Consider the following 16,393-nt stretch of genomic DNA (forward strand, 5'->3'; position numbering starts at 1 on the left):
CCGGGTTGCAAGCGGAATGAGGCTGCTACCCAGTGTGGGCCCCAGTGTCCACATTCCGACAGATGCGTTCCCCCCCGCGCAGGCCGGACAGGTGCCCCGTGGTTGAATCGCGCATGGGCCGCAGGCGAGGTGGGTGCGGCAGGACGGACGTGGGTCGCCCCGAACCGAACTGCGCGACCCCTCGGGGTCTGGCGGCTTTCCGGCGCAAGGTGAGGGCAGGCGGGCCGGCCCCGGGGGGGGGCAGCCGGCCCGATCGATCCCGTAGCTTGTTCGAAACACGTTCAGGTTCGACGCAGCAAGTTGATTGAAAAGCGCGCGACGCCGCAAGGCGGTGCCCGTCATCATCCGCGACAAATATTGGTCGTATCCCGATGCCGCGGGGAGGGGGCGCGCGAGGGGGACGATAAGGCGACACGGATCGGGTGCCAAATCAGCGGATCCGGCGCTTTAGCGTATTGTACACCCGTTCCTGGCTACCTCTTGGAGATATCCTCCAGGCGAAAGATCTGCTCGATGCCGATGGGCGTCTGCGCGTCGCAGGGTTCATAGGCCAAGGTGGTGAACACCCGATGGCCGTGAAACCAGAAACGCGAAATCCATCGATGCCGGAAGGGCGAGTCGACTTCCAGATCCAGATGTCGAGTGCTGACGCCGACAATCATGGCAATGTCGCCTTTGATGATCGCGTCTCGCGACACGATGTCGTCAATGACGATGCGGCTTTCTCCGACCATCCGCGGCTCGAATGCGCGGCCGACGAGCCTCGAAAACAGAGGCCAGGCACGTGTGCATCCCAGGGATGTTGCCTGAAGGCGAATTCCGTCAATGTCGAAGATCGCCTGAACCGACGAGAGTTTCTCGATAAACCTGCTTTCGATGGCGAGTTCGTCGCGGATCTGCTTTGCAATCAGATCCGTTATCCGGCGCGAAATCTCGATCGACGGCAGGTCCAGGCCGTTTTCCCACCGCGACACGGTTGCTTGTGAAACGCCAAGCGCGGCTGCCATCACGTCCTGCTTGATGCCGTTCGTGCGGCGCCACAGCTTGAGCTTCTTGCCGATGTCGAACTCAGTCATGGAATTCTCGAACATTTCCACCGCGTATACGAGCGTATATTTTCGTTACTCCCAAAGTTTCGTTCGCGCTAGCGGATTCACAGTGCAAGAGAGTAAACCCATTTGCGCACGAAGTTCTCATTGTGCGCTGCACATTCGATGCATTGAGGGGCGACGAGAATATGACTGCTATGCTTCATTCGCGAGACATGTTGCGGAAATGTTTGTTTGCAAGCATTTCTGTAGTGGCGCTCGCAGCCGCCACGCCCGCCGCCTTCGCCGCGGGGGCTGGCATACTGGATAAAACCTTCGGGGCAGACGGAAATACCGACGGCACACCCGACGGCGTGGTCTCGACCTCGCTGGGCAGCGGCGACGATGTGGCCAATGCCGTCGCCCGCGCGCCGAACGGGGAAATCGTCATCGCCGGCAGCCATTTCGCAAAGGGCTCGTCCGACATCATCGTGGCTCGGTATACCCATGCCGGCAAGCTGGACAAGACGTTCGGGGCCGACGGCAACAGCGACGGCACGCCCGATGGTGTCGTGGATGTCTCGCTGGGGGATGGGGATGACGTGGCGACGTCCGTTGTCGTGCAGCCCGACAGCAAGGTCGTGGTCGCCGGCTATCACCTCGATGGCAAGAGCAAGAATATCTTCGTGGCGCGCTTCAACGAAAATGGCAGCCTCGACAAGGGTTTCGGCGCCGATGGCAATGCCGATGGGGCACCCGATGGCGTGGTCAACGTGTCGCTGGGCGATGGCGATGATGTGGCCCGTGCGGTGGCGTTGCAGCCCGATGGCAAGATCGTCGTGGCGGGCGACACGGTGAAGGGCAGCAGCTCCAACATCCTCGTGGCGCGCTTCAACAAGGATGGCACGCTGGATAAGGCCTTCGGTGCCGATGCCGGCAGCGATGGAACACCGGACGGTTTCGTCAGCCTCGACCTCGGCGCCGGCGACGACCTCGCCAATGGGCTCGCCATTGACGGCGACGGCAAGATCATCGTTGCCGGCTCGCACAAGGACAATGGCAGCAACAACATCATCGTGGCGCGCTTCAGCAAGGATGGCACGCTGGACAAGGGCTTCGGTGCTGATGGCAACAGCGACGGCACGCCCGACGGCGTCGTCAGCCAGTCGCTCGGCGCGGGCGATGACGTGGCCCGCGCGGTGGCGCTGGATGAGAAGGGCCGGATCGTGATCGCCGGCACGAACACGTCCACGGGTGGCAGTTCGAACATCCTGCTCGCCCGTTTCCTGCGGGATGGAAAGCTGGATGCGGCCTTTGGCGCGGATGGTGGCAGCGACGGCACGCCCGATGGTTTCGTGAGCCTCGATCTTGGCAAGGGCGATGATGCCGCCGCCTCGATGGGTATCCAGCCCGATGGCAAGATCGTCGTGGCCGGCTACCACACGGACGGCGGCAGCAAGAACATCGTCGTTGCCCGCTATCTCGACAATGGAAATCTGGATGCGGCCTTCGGCGCCGACGGCAACAGTGACGGCACACCCGATGGCGTCTTCGGCATTTCGCTTGGCGCGGGCGACGATGTGGCGAACGGCCTGCTGATCGATGGCTCGAAGCTGATCGTTGTCGCCGGTAGCACCGAAGACAAGGACAAGAGCAAGAACATCGTTCTGCTGCGCCTTCTTGCCGAATGACACACCCATCTGCAGCGGCTGCGTCCTGCCCATAATTCTTCCACGACGTTAAGTCGGTGAAGTGGGTGAGGCGTCGCTCATCCGGCTCGGCGCGATATGCGCGCCGAGCACCCGCCTGTCGACGAAAAGCTATCAAGTGCCTGTGTGAAATCCCCAGGTGGTCTGTTTGAACGCCCTTTGAAGACCTTCATCCCGGCCGCCGCCGCCGGCGGAGAGCCGGGCCATCCATCCGGTTGCCGCCGCGATCCCGGATATGGCCTGCGGCCATGCCGGGATGACGCGGCTGGAAGAGTTTCCAACGGGCGCCGACCCCTCCCTGGCCTAACGCCGACCAACCATGGTGCCGTCCGCGGACGAGCCCGCGCCGCGCGGATCGCCGACTCGCGGCCGAGAGGTGTGGGCCGTGCTGAGCGACCGGTTGGCGCACGCGTTCGCATTTGCTAGCTTCCGCCCGCGCATCCGCGCCCGGGCTGCACCGGAAGGGCCTGTAGCTCAATGGTTAGAGCCGACCGCTCATAACGGTCTGGTTGTAGGTTCGAGTCCTACCGGGCCCACCAAATTTCAGCGACAATCCGCCCCAGCCAGTGACAAAAAGATAGATGTATCAACGGTTTTAGCTCGATAGACCGCGATGTTTGAGGACATCCCCAACCTTTTAAGGACGGAAATTTGGCGGTATCTGTAGCGGCATCATTCGATACCGACAGGCTCAAAATACCGTCATGCTCACAGATGCTGCCTGCAGATCAGCGAAGATCGCCGAGAAGCCGCTTAAGCTCGCCGACAGCGGAGGCCTGTATCTCTTCGTTGCAACCACGGGAACCAAGTCGTGGCGATGCGACTACCGCCTGCACGGCAAGCGTCGAACGGCTAGCTTTGGCACGTACCCCCTGGTCAGTCTGGCCGAAGCCCGAAAGGGCAGAGATGAGTTGAAGCGGCAGCTCCTCGCCGATCAAGATCCAGCAGAAGCTCGCCGCAAGGCAAAGCACGATGCGGTCGAACGGGGGAAAAACACGTTCGAGCCGATCGCGCGCGAATGGTTTGCCGCGAAGTTGGCGGGATGGGTGCCATCCTATTCCGACCGTCTCATGAGCCGGCTCGAAGCCGATATATTCCCTCCCCTCGGCCGACGCCCAATCGCGGGTATCGAGCCGCCGGAAATTCTCGACGTGATTCGGAAGGTCGAGAAGCGCGGCGCCGTTGAGCTGGCCAAGCGCGAAATGCAGGTCGTCGGACAGATCTTCCGCTATGCCATCGCCACGGGCCGCGCCAAACGGGACCCGACGCAAGACCTGCGTGGCGCACTCCAGTCACCCGGGCGCCAGAAGCATCACCGCGCGTTGCCTCTGAAAGAGCTCCCTGAGTTCCGAAAGAAGCTCATCGCCTACGACGGGGATCAGATGACCCGGCATGCGCTGGAGCTGATGCTTCTGACATTCGTCCGAACCACAGAATTGCGCGCCGCGGAGTGGTCGGAATTCGAGGACCTAAAGGGACCTGAGCCGCTGTGGCGCATTCCCGCACCCAGGATGAAGATGCGCTTCGAACACCTCGTACCGTTGGCGCCTCGGGCGGTAGAAGTCATCGGGGCCCTCAGACAGCTCGCGGGCCGGAGCCCGCACGTTTTCCCCTCTCCCGGCAAGGAGGGCTTCATGTCCAACAACACGATGCTTTTTGCGATGTATCGCATGGGCTACCACGGCCGCGCCACCGTCCACGGATTCCGCGGAATGGCGTCAACCTGGCTAAACGAAGCCGGATATCCCGCTGACTGGATCGAAAGGCAACTCGCGCACGACGAGCGGAACGAAGTGCGCGGCGCCTACAACAGCGCACAGTACCTCAGCGGCCGGCGGGAAATGCTGGCCGCCTGGGCCAACTTCGTCGCATCTCAATGAACGAGAAGCTCACGGACGCGATCATCCGAGCCGCCGAACCTGCCGCAAAGCCCTACAAGCTTGCGGACGCCGGCGGCCTCTACCTCTTCATTTCGCCGAGCGGGACGAAGATCTGGCGAATCAAGTATCGCTTCCTGGGAAAGGAGCGCGCCCTCTCCCTCGGTCACTATCCCAAAGTGAGCCTTGCCGCGGCACGCCGCGAGCGCGACGCCGCCAAGAAGGCACTGAAGGCCAAGAAGGACCCGAAATTTCTCTGGCAGCAGCGGCAGCAGGATCCTGTCGATCGTTCGTTCGAGGTGTTGGCCAGAGAGTGGCACAAGGTGAACAAGCGAGCCTGGTCCGAGCGCCATGCCGCCGATGTGATCGAGAGCCTCGAGCGCGGCGTCTTCCCCTATGTCGGCCTGGCGTCGATTGAAGACATCAAAGCCCGCGACGTGCTGGCGCTCCTTCGGCGGATTGAGAAGCGGCCGGCCGTTGAGACCGCCCGGCGTGTCCGCCAGAGGATCGCGGCCGTCTTCGACTTCGCTGCAGGCATGGATCTGGTGGAGAACAACCCGGCATTGGTGGTCATCAAGGCCATGGCGCCGAAGGTTCGCCGCCGGCAGCCGGCCATAGTGACGATCGAAGAGGCGCGGGAGCTCCTAGAGCAGGCCGAAGCCCAAAGGGCGCATCCCATCACCAAGCTCGCGCATCGCTTCCTTGCGCTCACCGTCGTGCGCCCTGGCGTAATCACCGGCGCGCTTTGGTCCGAATTCGAGCGAATAGACCCAACGGCGCCGATTTGGCGCATTCCGGCTTCGCGCATGAAGCTTCGCGTCCAGCACAAGGGCGATGTGGCGCGCGATCATCTCGTTCCGCTGTCAGAGCAGGCGATGGAGCTACTCGCCGTCTTACGTGGCCTCAGCGGCCGGTCGCCGTATCTCTTCCCGCACGTGCACCTGCATCATGAGCAAATGTCCGAGAACGCAATTGGCTACTTGCTCAATCGTGCCGGCTATCACCGCCGGCACGTACCGCACGGCTGGCGCGCGACGTTCTCGACGATCATGAACGAGCGTCATCCCGCCGACCGGCAGGTGATCGAAGCCATCCTGGCGCATGTACCTGAAAACAAGGTCGCCGCGGCCTATAATCGCGCGCTCTATCTCGACCGGCGTCGGGAGCTTCTGCAGGAATGGGCGGATCTCCTGCTGGACGGGCAGGCGACGCTGTCGGCCATCATCGCGGGCCCGAAGCGCTGAACGTCCCCCGCGCGCATGTTCGCTCATTGCGCTCTGCGGGCGCGGCGCTCTACGGCCCGCGCCCGCTTCTCCGCCATCTTCCAACGGTCAATACGCGGACCATTGGCCAGGCGTTCCGGGTTTCGCTTCCTCTTGGGTGCCGGCAGGAGCCATACCGCCGTGACGTGGGTGGGAGTGGTGACAACCTCACCGCGCCGGCGGAGGTAGTGAATCAGGTCATAGACGCGACGCCCGCCGAAGCCGTCCCCGGCGATCTTGCGGCTCGCGCGCAACCTGGCGCGCAGTTCCTCGCGCTCGATCACCTGCTCTTCACGCAGCATCTTCCGGATTTTCCCGAGGAGGGTTCGCGCATTCGCCGTGGCGCTGGGCGCGCACGTCTCATCCTGTTCAAGCATCGAAGTCCCTCGCCAGATAGGAGCGTCGATCAGCACCAGAAGCGGTCGATTTCGTAATCAGATCACGCTGCAGAATCTGCATGCCGCAGGCATCAACTGCAATGCATTCCTCCCGCCCGCATCAATGCTGGGCGACGGCGAGATGGTCGAGCGTGGGCCGGGGGTGAGGCTTTCGAAAGAAGGTTAAGCCATGGGGCGGCGATGGCGATCGATAAGGCGATGCAAGCCAAAGCTATCCGGGTTAGACAGTCGTCTATGCGCTTCCTCGCCAACGGACCGTCGATCCCAGATGATCTTTTGATCGCGCGCGACGCGGGTGATGTCATCTTCTTCTGCGGAGCAGGCGTTTCCCGCCACCGCGCGGGCTTGCCCGACTTTCTCAAGCTGGGTGGCGACGTCATCGATCTCCTTGGAGCCGGCCGGAAAAGCCTCGCCCGCAAGCTGTTCCATCGGATCAAGGAGATCGACCCGATCAATGGCGTCGGCGGGCTCATTGCCACCGATCGTATCTTTAGCCTCCTCGAACGTGAGTTCGAGCAGCGTGATGTCCGGAACGCCGTCGCGCGCGCCATCAAGCCCGTCGGCGCTCCCGACCTCAGCGCCCACCGGACCTTGATCGACCTGTGTCGCGGTCGCGACGGCACGGTTCGCCTGGTCACCACCAATTTCGATCTGCTGTTCGAAGCGGCAGCCCCTGATCTGGCCTGCTTTGGACCGCCGGTCCTGCCCGATCCCCGCAGCACCGGCTTCGGCGGGATTGTGCATCTTCATGGGCGTGTGGATTCCGATTATTCCGGACCGGGCGACGACGAGTTCATCGTGTCCAGCGCCGACTTCGGTCGCGCCTACCTGTCCGATGGCTGGGCGACCCGCTTCATGCAGTCGCTGCTTGCCCGTTTCCAGATCGTCTTTATCGGCTACGGCGCCGACGATCCACCCGTCCAGTATCTGCTCGAAGCGCTCAATCTCCACGCCGGAAATCGCAGCCGGTTGTTCGCCTTCCAGCCGGGCAGCGACGCCGACGACGCCGCACTTTGGGAGCATCGCGGTGTGCGAGCGATCCCGTTCGACAACAGTCGGGGCTATGATCCCCTGTGGGATAGTCTTGCCATCTGGGCCGAGCGCGCGCGCGATGTCGATGGCTGGTATGCCAAGCTCCTCGAGACTGCTTCCGCAGGACCCACAGCGTTGGACCCGCATGTGCGCGGCCAGATCGCCCATGTGCTCTCCACCCGAGAGGGTGCCCGACGTGTCAGCATCGCCGGCGCACCGCTGCCGGCATCATGGCTGCTCGCGCTCGACCCGCGCCAGCGCTTCGACAAACCAGGCCCGATCGATCCCTACGGCGAATCCAGCGAGCGGATCGATCCCTATGAAAGCCTGTCGCTCGACTTCGACATCCCGCCAATGCCGGTCGACGAGGACGATGCCACTAGAGACCGCAAGGTGCCCGAAGGCTCATGGAGCGCCTTCGCGCCAACCCGATTCGATCAGGAGGATAGGCAGGAAGCGAGCTTCGGCGACTTCTGCGGTGACCGAGCGAACCTTACCGGCCCGCTCAGCGCGCGCCTAGGCCACCTAGGCGTCTGGTTCAACCGCGTCGCTCATCAGCCAGTCGCTCTGTGGTGGGCGGCGGCTCGCGGCCCCCTTCATCCGCGTATCGTCGAGATGATCGAAGGCTGGCTTCTCCAGCACCCGGATCTCTGGGCCGACGACATCCGTCGCGGTTGGAGCCTCCTGATCGCGAGTTGGTCCGATCGTGGGGCGAGTCCCGACCAGGGCTATTTCGAACTAAATCAGCGGATCGCACGCGAAGGCTGGTCGGAAGCGCGCGTTCGCGACTATGCCGCCCTGTTCCGGCCCCAGCTGACGGTCGACAGGATGTTCGGCGCGCCGCACCCGCTGTCCTGGACCGACGGCGACCGCCCTAACCCGCTGATCTCCTACCGTATTGACTATCCGCATCCCTACGAGCTGCTGCCCATTCCTGACGAGCAACTCGCTTATGCGGTCACGCGCTTTCGCGAGAATCTCGACCTCGCCCGATCACTTGAAGCCGAGATCTCCGGAAACGACCATGTCTACATGGAAACGACGAGGCCAGACGATGGCGCGCCTTCGATCGACTATGATAGCTACGGGCTCACCGGTCCGATTGCGTTGTTCCTGCAACTGATGGACCGGCTCGTCGAGGTGGCGCCTGAACGCGCGCGCGGCGAGATCGCCCAGTGGCCGGCAAGCGACAACTATATTTTCGGACGCCTGCGCATTTGGGCCGCGAGCAAGCCGATCATCCCACCGGGACAGGCTGCCGACATCCTGCTCGGCTTCCCCGATGATATATTCTGGGATTCCGTGCATCAGCGTGACATTCTCTACGCTATCCGCGACCGTTGGCCCGACTTCTCGCCCGAGGATCGAACTCGATTCGAGCAGCGTATCCTCACCACTACCTACCCTTGGTCGGACAGTATTCGCGGCGGGAGGGCACGCGCGGAGGCGCATTATCGGCTCGATCGCCTGCATTGGCTGTCCCACCACGGCCTGTCCTTCTCGTTCGACGTCGAGGCGGAAATGGCGGTACTTCGCCTGATCGCAGAAGAGTGGTCGGAGCGCTCTGGGGAGGAAGCCGCGGAGTCGCAGGCTCCGGTCGTTCGCAGTGTCGACACCGACGCCGATCCGAGCGTTCTCGACCAAGTGCCGATCGGCGAGATCCTCGATCGCTCCCGGCGGGCGGGTCGATCTGACTTCTTCGAATATGTCGAGCGTCGACCATTCATTGGCCTCGCTGAAGAAAAGCCTGCCCGTGCGCTCGCGGCCCTCACCGATGCCGCGCGCAGGGGCGACATCCCGCCCTCTTTCTGGTCGGCGTTCCTCAACGCCGAAAGGCGCAAGACCGATCCCGCGCGTCTCGCACGGGCGATCGGTGGTCGCCTCGTATCTTTGCCGCCCCCCGCGCTCAGCACCATCGCCTACCCGGCGGCCGAATGGCTGTATGGCTTGGGTGAGCGCCTTTTCAGCGAGCTCGTAACTGTGCTGGATCGGCTGTGGGACCCGCTGATGGCCGCGCTGCCTTTGCGCGACGACAACCGCAAGCACCGCGTCGATAGCAGCTGGGCGAATGACGCGTTGAATGCGCCCGTCGGCAAGCTCGCCAGCCTGCTCATGAAGGACCCGTCGATCAAGGATCGCGAGCCGGGCGAGGGCTTCCGCGAAGACTGGACGCGCCGTCACGAGCAACTGCTTGCGCTGCCAGGCGACATGCGGCGCCACGCGCTCGTGATGCTGGGTTTCCAAATCAACTGGCTGTTCGCCATCGCCCCGTATTGGACCACGACAAACCTACTGACCGTGGTGGATGAACAAGGCGACGATGGCGACGCGTTGTGGGACGGCATCCTCTGGGCAGCGCGGGCACCGAGCCGGGCGCTGTACCAGCACCTGAAGCCGGGACTTCTCGCGCGAGCCATGTCGCCCACGCGCCGCCGCGCCGAAGGCAATGTCATAGGCGGCTTCCTGCTGATCGGCTGGGGCGGGGATCCCGAGAGCGATTCGCCCGAGCAGTTCATCACGAGCATCGAGCTTCGCGAGATACTCGTCGAGAGCGACGACGATCTACGCGGGCAGATTCTTTGGCATCTGGAGCATTGGTTGGCGGATGCTAAAGCCAGGTGGCGCGCGCGCCTGATGCCATTCCTCACAGACGTCTGGCCGAACCACCGGTCGGTGCGGACCCCAGAAATGTCGACCCGCCTGATCAACCTCGCCTTGGCGAGCGGCGACCTGTTCCCTCAGGTTGTGCATGTAGTCCTGCCGCGGCTGGTGCCGGTCCGGGGCGGAATGCTGCGCGGTTCCAAGCTGCGCTCGGAGGCCGAAAATCATCCGGCGCTGATCTATCCCTCCGCCATGCTCAACCTTCTCTGGGCGATCCTCGCCGAGGATACGACGCTCTGGCCGTACAAAATCGAGGAAATTATCGATGTCCTCGCCGAGGCGCCCGAAACCAGAGCCGATCCCCGCCTGTCAGAACTGCGGCGCCGACGCGCCGGCTGAGCGAGATCGAGATGATGAAGGGCGCGGGCATCCCACTTCATGCTCTATGCATCGAAGGGGGGGAAGTGTCGCTTGGTTCGCTGAACCATGATCAGCCCTCCAGCGCTCGAAGCCGGCGGCTTGGCCGGCCGCGCACATAGCCCCACGAGGCCTCCTGGCGGGACATCTCCAGCGCGATCTCGAGATACTGCTGGCCGACGAGCAGGGCCTTGATCGTCGCCCTGAGGTCGCCGTCGCAGGCCTCGATCGCCTCGTCAATGTCGGCCTCGGAAACGGCAATAGTCTCCCGTTCGGCGGGCGGCTGCTCGCTCGTCATGGTCGGCTCTCCTGTTGATAGGAGATAGATTCCATGAGAACGAAAAAAGAACAAGCGGCGAGGCGGCGGCCAACCGGGTGGGCATCGCCGCGCCCCAAGCCCGGAACGAAAAAAGAGCCCCGCCGCCTCCCGAAGGAGGGGCGGGGCAGGTGTCCCAGAGAGGATGTAGCGGGGCTGTCGCCCCTCCCACGTGGTCGTCGGGGACGTGGTTCAGGCTTTGCTGAAAATGCTGCGGATGAAGGCCCAGATCTCGGCCGAATAGGTGCTAACAAACCAATAGGCACCGCCGAAAACGATCGAGATGCTCGACCCGCCCAGCGCGACAATGGCGCCAAGCCGGTTCTGGAACAGCGAGAATCCGGTGATCAGCGTGGTATGATCCTTTAGCGTCGCGCCGTGCTGCTCGACTGCGGCGGCCACCGGCTGGATGGCGTGGTTGATCTCGGTAATATCCTCCTTGAGGCCGCTGATCTCGACACGTACCTCCCGGCGGAAATCCGCGCCGGTCTGGCGCTCGATAGTCTGATCATCCTTGAGATTCTGCACGTCGGCGCGCAGGGCGCCGAGGGTCTCCATGATCTTGAGGAGCATGGGGTCGCTATCGCTCACGGGCGCCCCCGCGGATCTGCTCCAGCACCGCGCGCTCGGTGCGCACGAACTCCTGCAGCCCGTCCAGCCGCGCCCGGCACACGGCGAGTTCGCGCCGGTCATGGCCGGCAATGGCCGCCTGTTTCGAGACGGAGCCTACGGCTTCCGCGTAGCCCGGTGCCGGGCCCTCCGCCGGCTGCATCAACTCGACCGGAACCGTCGCCGGACGGCCGGGATCAGCGTATCGCGTCGAGGCCGCGCAGGACGGCAGGAGGAAGGCCGCGATACACATCCCGGCAATTGTCAGGCACCGGCTTGTCGTCCTCGGTGCGCGCGGCATCGATGATCTCCTTGGCGAGGGATGCCGGCAGGGCGGCGATAGTGTCGGTGACGCGGCTGGCGATCTGGTCGCCCACGGACTGGATGGCCGAAAGGGCCGCATCCTCGCGCGCCAGCGTGATCGCCTGCTGCTGCGTCCAGACCGCGCGCTCGGCGGCGACGCCAGCGAGGTAGCGACTTTCGCCCCAAGCCTGTGCGGCGAGGTAGGCGGCGCCGATCAGGCAGCCGACGCCGGCGATCTGCGCGAGGCCGGACGCCCGGGAGCCCGGCAACACCGCATAGATCAGCAGCGCCCAGCCGAGGATAGCGAGCCCGCCGGCGCTGAGCGCCGGGAGCGCGAAAGGGATCCATTCCGAAATGGTGCCGAGATTCATGATGCGTACCCCGGAGGTGGCGTAGGATCGGAACGCGCGGGCTGGGGCGGGGACATGCCGGGGACGCCGACTGCGGTCGGCGGATAGGCCGTCGGCGCATAGGGCAGTCCGCTGCGCGTCGCCCAGATCGCGGCGACGTCCTGCGCGGTCGCGAAGCCGGAATAGCCGAGGATCAGCACCGCGATCAGCACCATGTAGCCGAAGGCCATCGTGTCATTCACGCGGGTGTCCGGAGCATCGCGCAACAGATGGAGCTGCCAGCAGCAGAATGCGATGACGGGGAAGATGGCGAGCCGCCGCCAGCGCCAGCTCGGTTCGCCCGGAGCCGGGCGGCGCCTCACAGCAGCGCCGCCTGGAAGTGCATCCAGTCGTAGTTCCGCGCCCGGCCAAGCGAGAGCAGGCCCTGCCCCTCGACGATCTGCCAGAACCGCTCATAGTCCGGCTTCGCGAAGACAGCGCGGTCGCGGCCCCATTTGAGCTGATTGCGCTCGGGGTCGAGATCGACAGCGATGCCCCAGGCATGCATCGACCACGCATTGCTGCCGCGCATCGGCCGGTAGTTGTAGCAGCCGCCGAACAGGTCGAGGCCGAGCCGCTGGATAGCGTCGATACCGTAGGCGTCAAGCGTCTGCGCGAACACGGCCTGAAACGCAGACGCCACCTTCTCGTGGCAGCGGAAGCGCCGGATCACCTGGCTCTTGTCCCAGGCGATGCGCATGGGATAGGCGAGATCCACCATGCCGGTGGTGCAGGCGGGGGAACCGGGCTCGCCATAGAACTGGCGCACGCCGGCCTGAGTGGGCCACGTCATGAGGATCTCCGGATTCGTGGACAAAAGAAAGCCGCCGAAAACGGCGGCGTAATCACTTCATTTACATTTATGGAACTTATACTTGATAACTAAAATTCATATCACACCGCATAAAATAGTCATGAATGAGAGCTGTCGTTGAATCTAAATTGTACGCGCGTTTCACCAAGGTAAATGTCGGAAATTAACTCTAATCCGACATCGAGATAACCTTTTGGATCATCGTTTATAAGCCATTGTCCATGGGGAACCATAGCGCCGTTGCCCCCTTTTCCGGAGGCTGCCCATGGGATGGATATTCGGCCAAGCGGCGCGCCATCGCGGGCCCTTAAGGTAAGCGGCAGGACACCGTTCCCAATCCATGCATAATTCGAACCTTCCGCGAAAATATGCCCCCCATAAACGTCAACATGAGTTTTAAACTCTACGTCTTTTACTATTTCTATAATTAATCCAGATATATATGTTTGTACTCCTCTCCCTCCATCATATATAAAGTCTATATTACCTAATGAAAACTTCAATTTATCTGTCATTCGAATAGGCATTACAATTTGGTGCTGCGATGTGGCGTCCCATACGACTTGATCGTAACCCATTTCCGTCCCCTGTATGTTTTCAAAAACAAGCAATATATGCTTGAAGTTGTATCTTACATCCGGACGGTTTCTCTTCAATCGAAACTGTTTATGATACTTATCCGCAATCGCTTACGTTAATAATGCTTACTTATTTTTGTAATTGCAGATCTGCAAAATTACTTTACGTAATTTTTGGTTTTTTGCATTGGCTCCGCCGCGCATAGGGTTGCCGCTGTTGCACTAAGTGGTGCCAATATAGCCTCTGGCGTACGTGGTCCTGGATTATCTGGTGTCAGGTCACACGGGCGGGGAGCCGCATCCGCGCGGGCTAGGCGGCATCACGCCGCCATGCCCCAGGCCATGCCGCGCATCGCGCTGTCGACCAGCGCGGCGAATCCGGTCATCGCCGCGTCGGTCAAGTGGACGCCGTCGCCGATCATCGCGGAGGGCGGCACGTTGCCATTGCCGACGGCGGTGTTGTCCGTGCTGCCGTTCCCGAGGCTGAGCAGGTACGGCATGCACGGCAGCACATGCGCCGGGAAGGTCGCGAGCAGAGAGGCGGTCAGCGTGGTGACAGCCGTCTGCTGGCCGGCGATCTGCCCCTCGCGCTTGGCGCTCGGGATGATGAGATAGCGCGTGTGCCCGAGCGAATCGACGATGGCCTGATGACTGGCGAGGTCGGTGGCGTTGGCCGCGTAGTTGTTGTTGTCGTAGTCCCACCAGACAGCCAGCAGCGCCTTGGCCCATGCGGGGGCTGCCAGCATGCGATCCTTGATGTTGTTGGTGCCGCTGGAGAGCGGCGAGCCGCCAATGGCCGTCGTGTAGGGCGTCCAGCCGAGCAGCGCCAGCGATCGGGCAAGGCCCACCTCGGGCACGCCACCACCACCAGCGCCGCTGTCACCGTCGACGCGGATGTCATAGGCCGGCAGCGAGGCCGCCTTGACGACGGCGTTGTCCGTGGTCGGCGTCGGGTAAACGGTGAAGCGCCGGAAAGCCGACCCGTAATTGGCGCCGTCGCGGTCTCCGCCAATGGTGATCTTGGTGACGGTCGGCGCGGTGCCGGGGTAATTGGTCGAGACCTGCGTGTCGGCCCCATTATATGCGCCGCGCAAGGTGCTCCCGAAGGAAAAGGCCACGCGGACGATCGGCCCGCCGATTGGGCCGAAGCCCACGGGCAGGAAGAAGAGCGTGCCGGCCGTGTAGCCCGCGACCGTCCACATCCCGGACGTGTTGCGGCTAGCCTGCACGTAGTGTGTCGAACTGGAGCCGATCGACAGTGCGACCTTGGAGCCAGCCGCCCATGCCTCGGGGGGGTTCGTGAACTCGGCAACGACATAGGCCGAATTGTCGGTCCACGGAAGCTCCAGGACACGGCTCGCGCCGGTTCCCGAGAGCACCTTGCCGCCGGTCGCGCTCAAGAACTCCGCGACGGACTTGAACTTGATACCGTAAGCAGCCGCCCGGTCGTTCGTGAGGTCCACGTCATAGCCGGCCGTGGGGTCCGACTTCCAGCTGGCATGGCTCTGTCCGTACTCGACAATGGACGCGGCGCGTGACCGCAGCATCGGGCGGGTGACGCCGTTCGCGAGTTCGATATCGGTCTCGCTCGTCATTGCCGCACCCATTTCGAGACCGTCGCGACGTAGCCGTCGCCATCGCGCGTGATCGTCTGCACCCAGGAGTTCGTGCCGTCCGAAATCGTCTGGGTCAGCAGGTTGCCGTTGGCGTCGCGGGTGATCGCCGTCGTGGCGTAGCTGTCGGGGTTGATGACAGCACCGGTGCTGTCGACGATGCCGGAAGCGACAAGCGCGGGCGATCGTCCGTCGGCACCGACGGGCGTTACAGGGGTTCCCATGGGGTCCTCGCAGTTTGTCAGGAAGGCCAGCTGAACGCCGGCAGGGACGCGATGAAGACGTCGAGCGCCGGAGCCGGGGTTTCGCCCGCCGTCACGCGCGCCAGTTCGGCATAGGCAGCCGTCCAGACCGCCGAGCGCCAGCCGAACAGGGCCGTGCCCTCTGCCGCGAAGGTCGGGTTCGGGTCATCGCGATAGGTGACGGCGGTCTGGATGCTCTCATAGCCGCGGTGCCGGGCCGTCCGGTCGAGCAGGTCCTGAATGGCTCGCTCATAGGATCGCAACTTCGGCACAGCGGCTTCCGCCCATTGGGCTTGCCGCGCTGCGGCCTGCTCTGGCGTCAGCGCGATCACCCTCTTGCGAGGCATCACGACGCAATCGGTGATGGTCATCAGGATGCTCCGTATAGTTCGCCGACGAACGACGCGACGTTGCCAGTGCTGAAGCGCATGCGAATGGCATTGACCCCCGTCGCCTGGTTCGCTGCCCCGATCACGGTCATGCCTTCGCCGGCGCCCTGGAAGCCGCCGCGAAGGATGCCTTCCATTGAGAAGCCGGGCCCGCTGGGTTCGAACCGCAGTTCGCCGCGGAGACCGGACACGTTGTTGACACCACGAGCGACGATCACCGTTCCGGCGATGTCGACACCCGATCCGGAGGCGATAATATCTTCGCCGGACGCGGCAATTACGGTGCCTTGATAGCCGTCATCCAGCCAGGATGCGCCGCTGCTGGTCGACACTTCCAGCCACGCATCAGCGCCATCGGTCGCCGCGAGCCAGTCCGTCACTCGCAACCAGAAACGCCGGTATCCATCCGCGATGTACTCGGTGAGATCGATGACAGCGGCGCCCACGCTGGTGACCGAAGCCTCGCCAAGCTTGCGCATGATGGCCGGATCGGAAAGCTGGCCGAACGTCACCGCGTCCTGAGGATTGGTGCCGTCGGCCACGTGGGTGATCTTGTTGGCTCCCATCTCCAGGGCGCCGGTCATGGCCGCGCGACCGTCGCGCAGCAGCAGCAGCGACAGCGCGGCCTCAACGTCCTCGAACGGCGGGTTGTGTTGGGACGGCAGCACATCGTCGCCGACCGTGACTCTGTAGCCCACCGGCAGGCTGTAGATGCCGTTCGCGTCGTAAGTCATGGATCACCTCAAAGAAAAAGGCCGCCGTGGCTGGCGACCTCTGGACGTGATGTTGGGGGGGGGCTCGACACTGTCCCTCCCC

At 63.3% G+C, this 16,393-nt stretch carries 17 protein-coding genes and 1 tRNA gene; 5 read left to right on the forward strand and 13 right to left on the reverse strand.

Going from position 1 to position 16,393, the window contains the following annotated elements; all coding sequences use genetic code 11:
• Positions 1-473 precede the first annotated feature (473 nt).
• A complete protein-coding gene (locus FHS55_RS12900; protein ID WP_183190146.1) occupies positions 474-1,076 on the reverse strand; it encodes a helix-turn-helix domain-containing protein in 603 nt (200 codons plus the stop codon).
• 224 nt (positions 1,077-1,300) lie between these two features.
• On the opposite strand from FHS55_RS12900, the gene FHS55_RS12905 reads away from it, so the two are divergent.
• From FHS55_RS12905 to FHS55_RS12920, 4 genes are all read left to right on the forward strand, one after another.
• A complete protein-coding gene (locus FHS55_RS12905) occupies positions 1,301-2,719 on the forward strand; it encodes an NHL repeat-containing protein (protein WP_343056143.1) in 1,419 nt (472 codons plus the stop codon).
• A gap of 481 nt (positions 2,720-3,200) precedes the next feature.
• Positions 3,201-3,276 (forward strand) — tRNA-Ile (locus tag FHS55_RS12910).
• Between the two features lie 165 nt (positions 3,277-3,441).
• On the forward strand, positions 3,442-4,617 hold the full coding sequence (locus tag FHS55_RS12915) for a tyrosine-type recombinase/integrase (protein WP_183190147.1): 1,176 nt from the start codon (positions 3,442-3,444) through the stop codon (positions 4,615-4,617).
• Positions 4,614-5,858, forward strand: coding sequence for a tyrosine-type recombinase/integrase (locus FHS55_RS12920; protein WP_183190148.1), 1,245 nt, complete (start codon positions 4,614-4,616; stop codon positions 5,856-5,858). Before FHS55_RS12915 ends, FHS55_RS12920 begins: the two co-directional genes overlap by 4 nt.
• Before the next feature lie 23 nt (positions 5,859-5,881).
• Here FHS55_RS12920 and FHS55_RS12925 read toward each other — a convergent pair whose 3' ends face one another.
• Complete coding sequence (locus tag FHS55_RS12925; RefSeq protein ID WP_183190149.1) at positions 5,882-6,253, reverse strand: hypothetical protein; 372 nt, start codon at positions 6,251-6,253, stop codon at positions 5,882-5,884.
• A 201-nt stretch (positions 6,254-6,454) separates the two neighbouring features.
• Between FHS55_RS12925 and FHS55_RS12930 the strand changes: the two genes are divergently transcribed.
• A complete protein-coding gene (locus FHS55_RS12930) occupies positions 6,455-10,306 on the forward strand; it encodes an SIR2 family protein (protein WP_183190150.1) in 3,852 nt (1,283 codons plus the stop codon).
• Positions 10,307-10,397: 91 nt separating this feature from the next.
• Here the strand turns inward: FHS55_RS12930 and FHS55_RS12935 are convergent, their stop codons facing one another.
• From FHS55_RS12935 to FHS55_RS12985, 11 genes are all read right to left on the reverse strand, one after another.
• Positions 10,398-10,622 (reverse strand): hypothetical protein, encoded by a 225-nt coding sequence (locus tag FHS55_RS12935; RefSeq protein WP_183190151.1) that lies wholly within the window; start codon positions 10,620-10,622, stop codon positions 10,398-10,400.
• Between the two features lie 210 nt (positions 10,623-10,832).
• A complete protein-coding gene (locus FHS55_RS12940; protein ID WP_183190152.1) occupies positions 10,833-11,231 on the reverse strand; it encodes a hypothetical protein in 399 nt (132 codons plus the stop codon).
• The gene (locus FHS55_RS12945) at positions 11,221-11,412 is read right to left on the reverse strand and encodes a hypothetical protein (protein ID WP_183190153.1); all 192 of its coding nucleotides are present in this window, start codon (positions 11,410-11,412) and stop codon (positions 11,221-11,223) included. Before FHS55_RS12945 ends, FHS55_RS12940 begins: the two co-directional genes overlap by 11 nt.
• Before the next feature lie 34 nt (positions 11,413-11,446).
• The gene (locus FHS55_RS12950; RefSeq protein WP_183190154.1) at positions 11,447-11,923 is read right to left on the reverse strand and encodes a hypothetical protein; all 477 of its coding nucleotides are present in this window, start codon (positions 11,921-11,923) and stop codon (positions 11,447-11,449) included.
• The gene (locus tag FHS55_RS23475; RefSeq protein ID WP_246340101.1) at positions 11,920-12,144 is read right to left on the reverse strand and encodes a hypothetical protein; all 225 of its coding nucleotides are present in this window, start codon (positions 12,142-12,144) and stop codon (positions 11,920-11,922) included. The genes FHS55_RS12950 and FHS55_RS23475 overlap by 4 nt, the downstream gene beginning before the upstream one ends.
• A 116-nt stretch (positions 12,145-12,260) precedes the next feature.
• The gene (locus FHS55_RS12960) at positions 12,261-12,734 is read right to left on the reverse strand and encodes a M15 family metallopeptidase (RefSeq protein WP_183190156.1); all 474 of its coding nucleotides are present in this window, start codon (positions 12,732-12,734) and stop codon (positions 12,261-12,263) included.
• 119 nt (positions 12,735-12,853) lie between these two features.
• On the reverse strand, positions 12,854-13,333 hold the full coding sequence (locus tag FHS55_RS12965) for a hypothetical protein (protein WP_183190157.1): 480 nt from the start codon (positions 13,331-13,333) through the stop codon (positions 12,854-12,856).
• 320 nt (positions 13,334-13,653) lie between these two features.
• Positions 13,654-14,928 carry a hypothetical protein gene (locus FHS55_RS12970; RefSeq protein ID WP_183190158.1) on the reverse strand — a complete coding sequence of 425 codons (1,275 nt, stop codon included), beginning with the start codon at positions 14,926-14,928 and terminating at the stop codon, positions 13,654-13,656.
• Positions 14,925-15,170, reverse strand: a complete 246-nt coding sequence (locus FHS55_RS12975; RefSeq protein ID WP_183190159.1) for a hypothetical protein — start codon at positions 15,168-15,170, stop codon at positions 14,925-14,927. Before FHS55_RS12975 ends, FHS55_RS12970 begins: the two co-directional genes overlap by 4 nt.
• A gap of 17 nt (positions 15,171-15,187) precedes the next feature.
• Complete coding sequence (locus FHS55_RS12980; protein WP_183190160.1) at positions 15,188-15,559, reverse strand: hypothetical protein; 372 nt, start codon at positions 15,557-15,559, stop codon at positions 15,188-15,190.
• Entirely contained in the window at positions 15,559-16,311 is a 753-nt protein-coding gene (locus FHS55_RS12985; RefSeq protein ID WP_183190161.1) for a hypothetical protein, read from the reverse strand. Before FHS55_RS12985 ends, FHS55_RS12980 begins: the two co-directional genes overlap by 1 nt.
• Positions 16,312-16,393 lie beyond the last annotated feature (82 nt).

Origin of the sequence: Ancylobacter tetraedralis (assembly GCF_014195655.1) — a bacterium.
GTDB lineage: Bacteria > Pseudomonadota > Alphaproteobacteria > Rhizobiales > Xanthobacteraceae > Ancylobacter > Ancylobacter tetraedralis.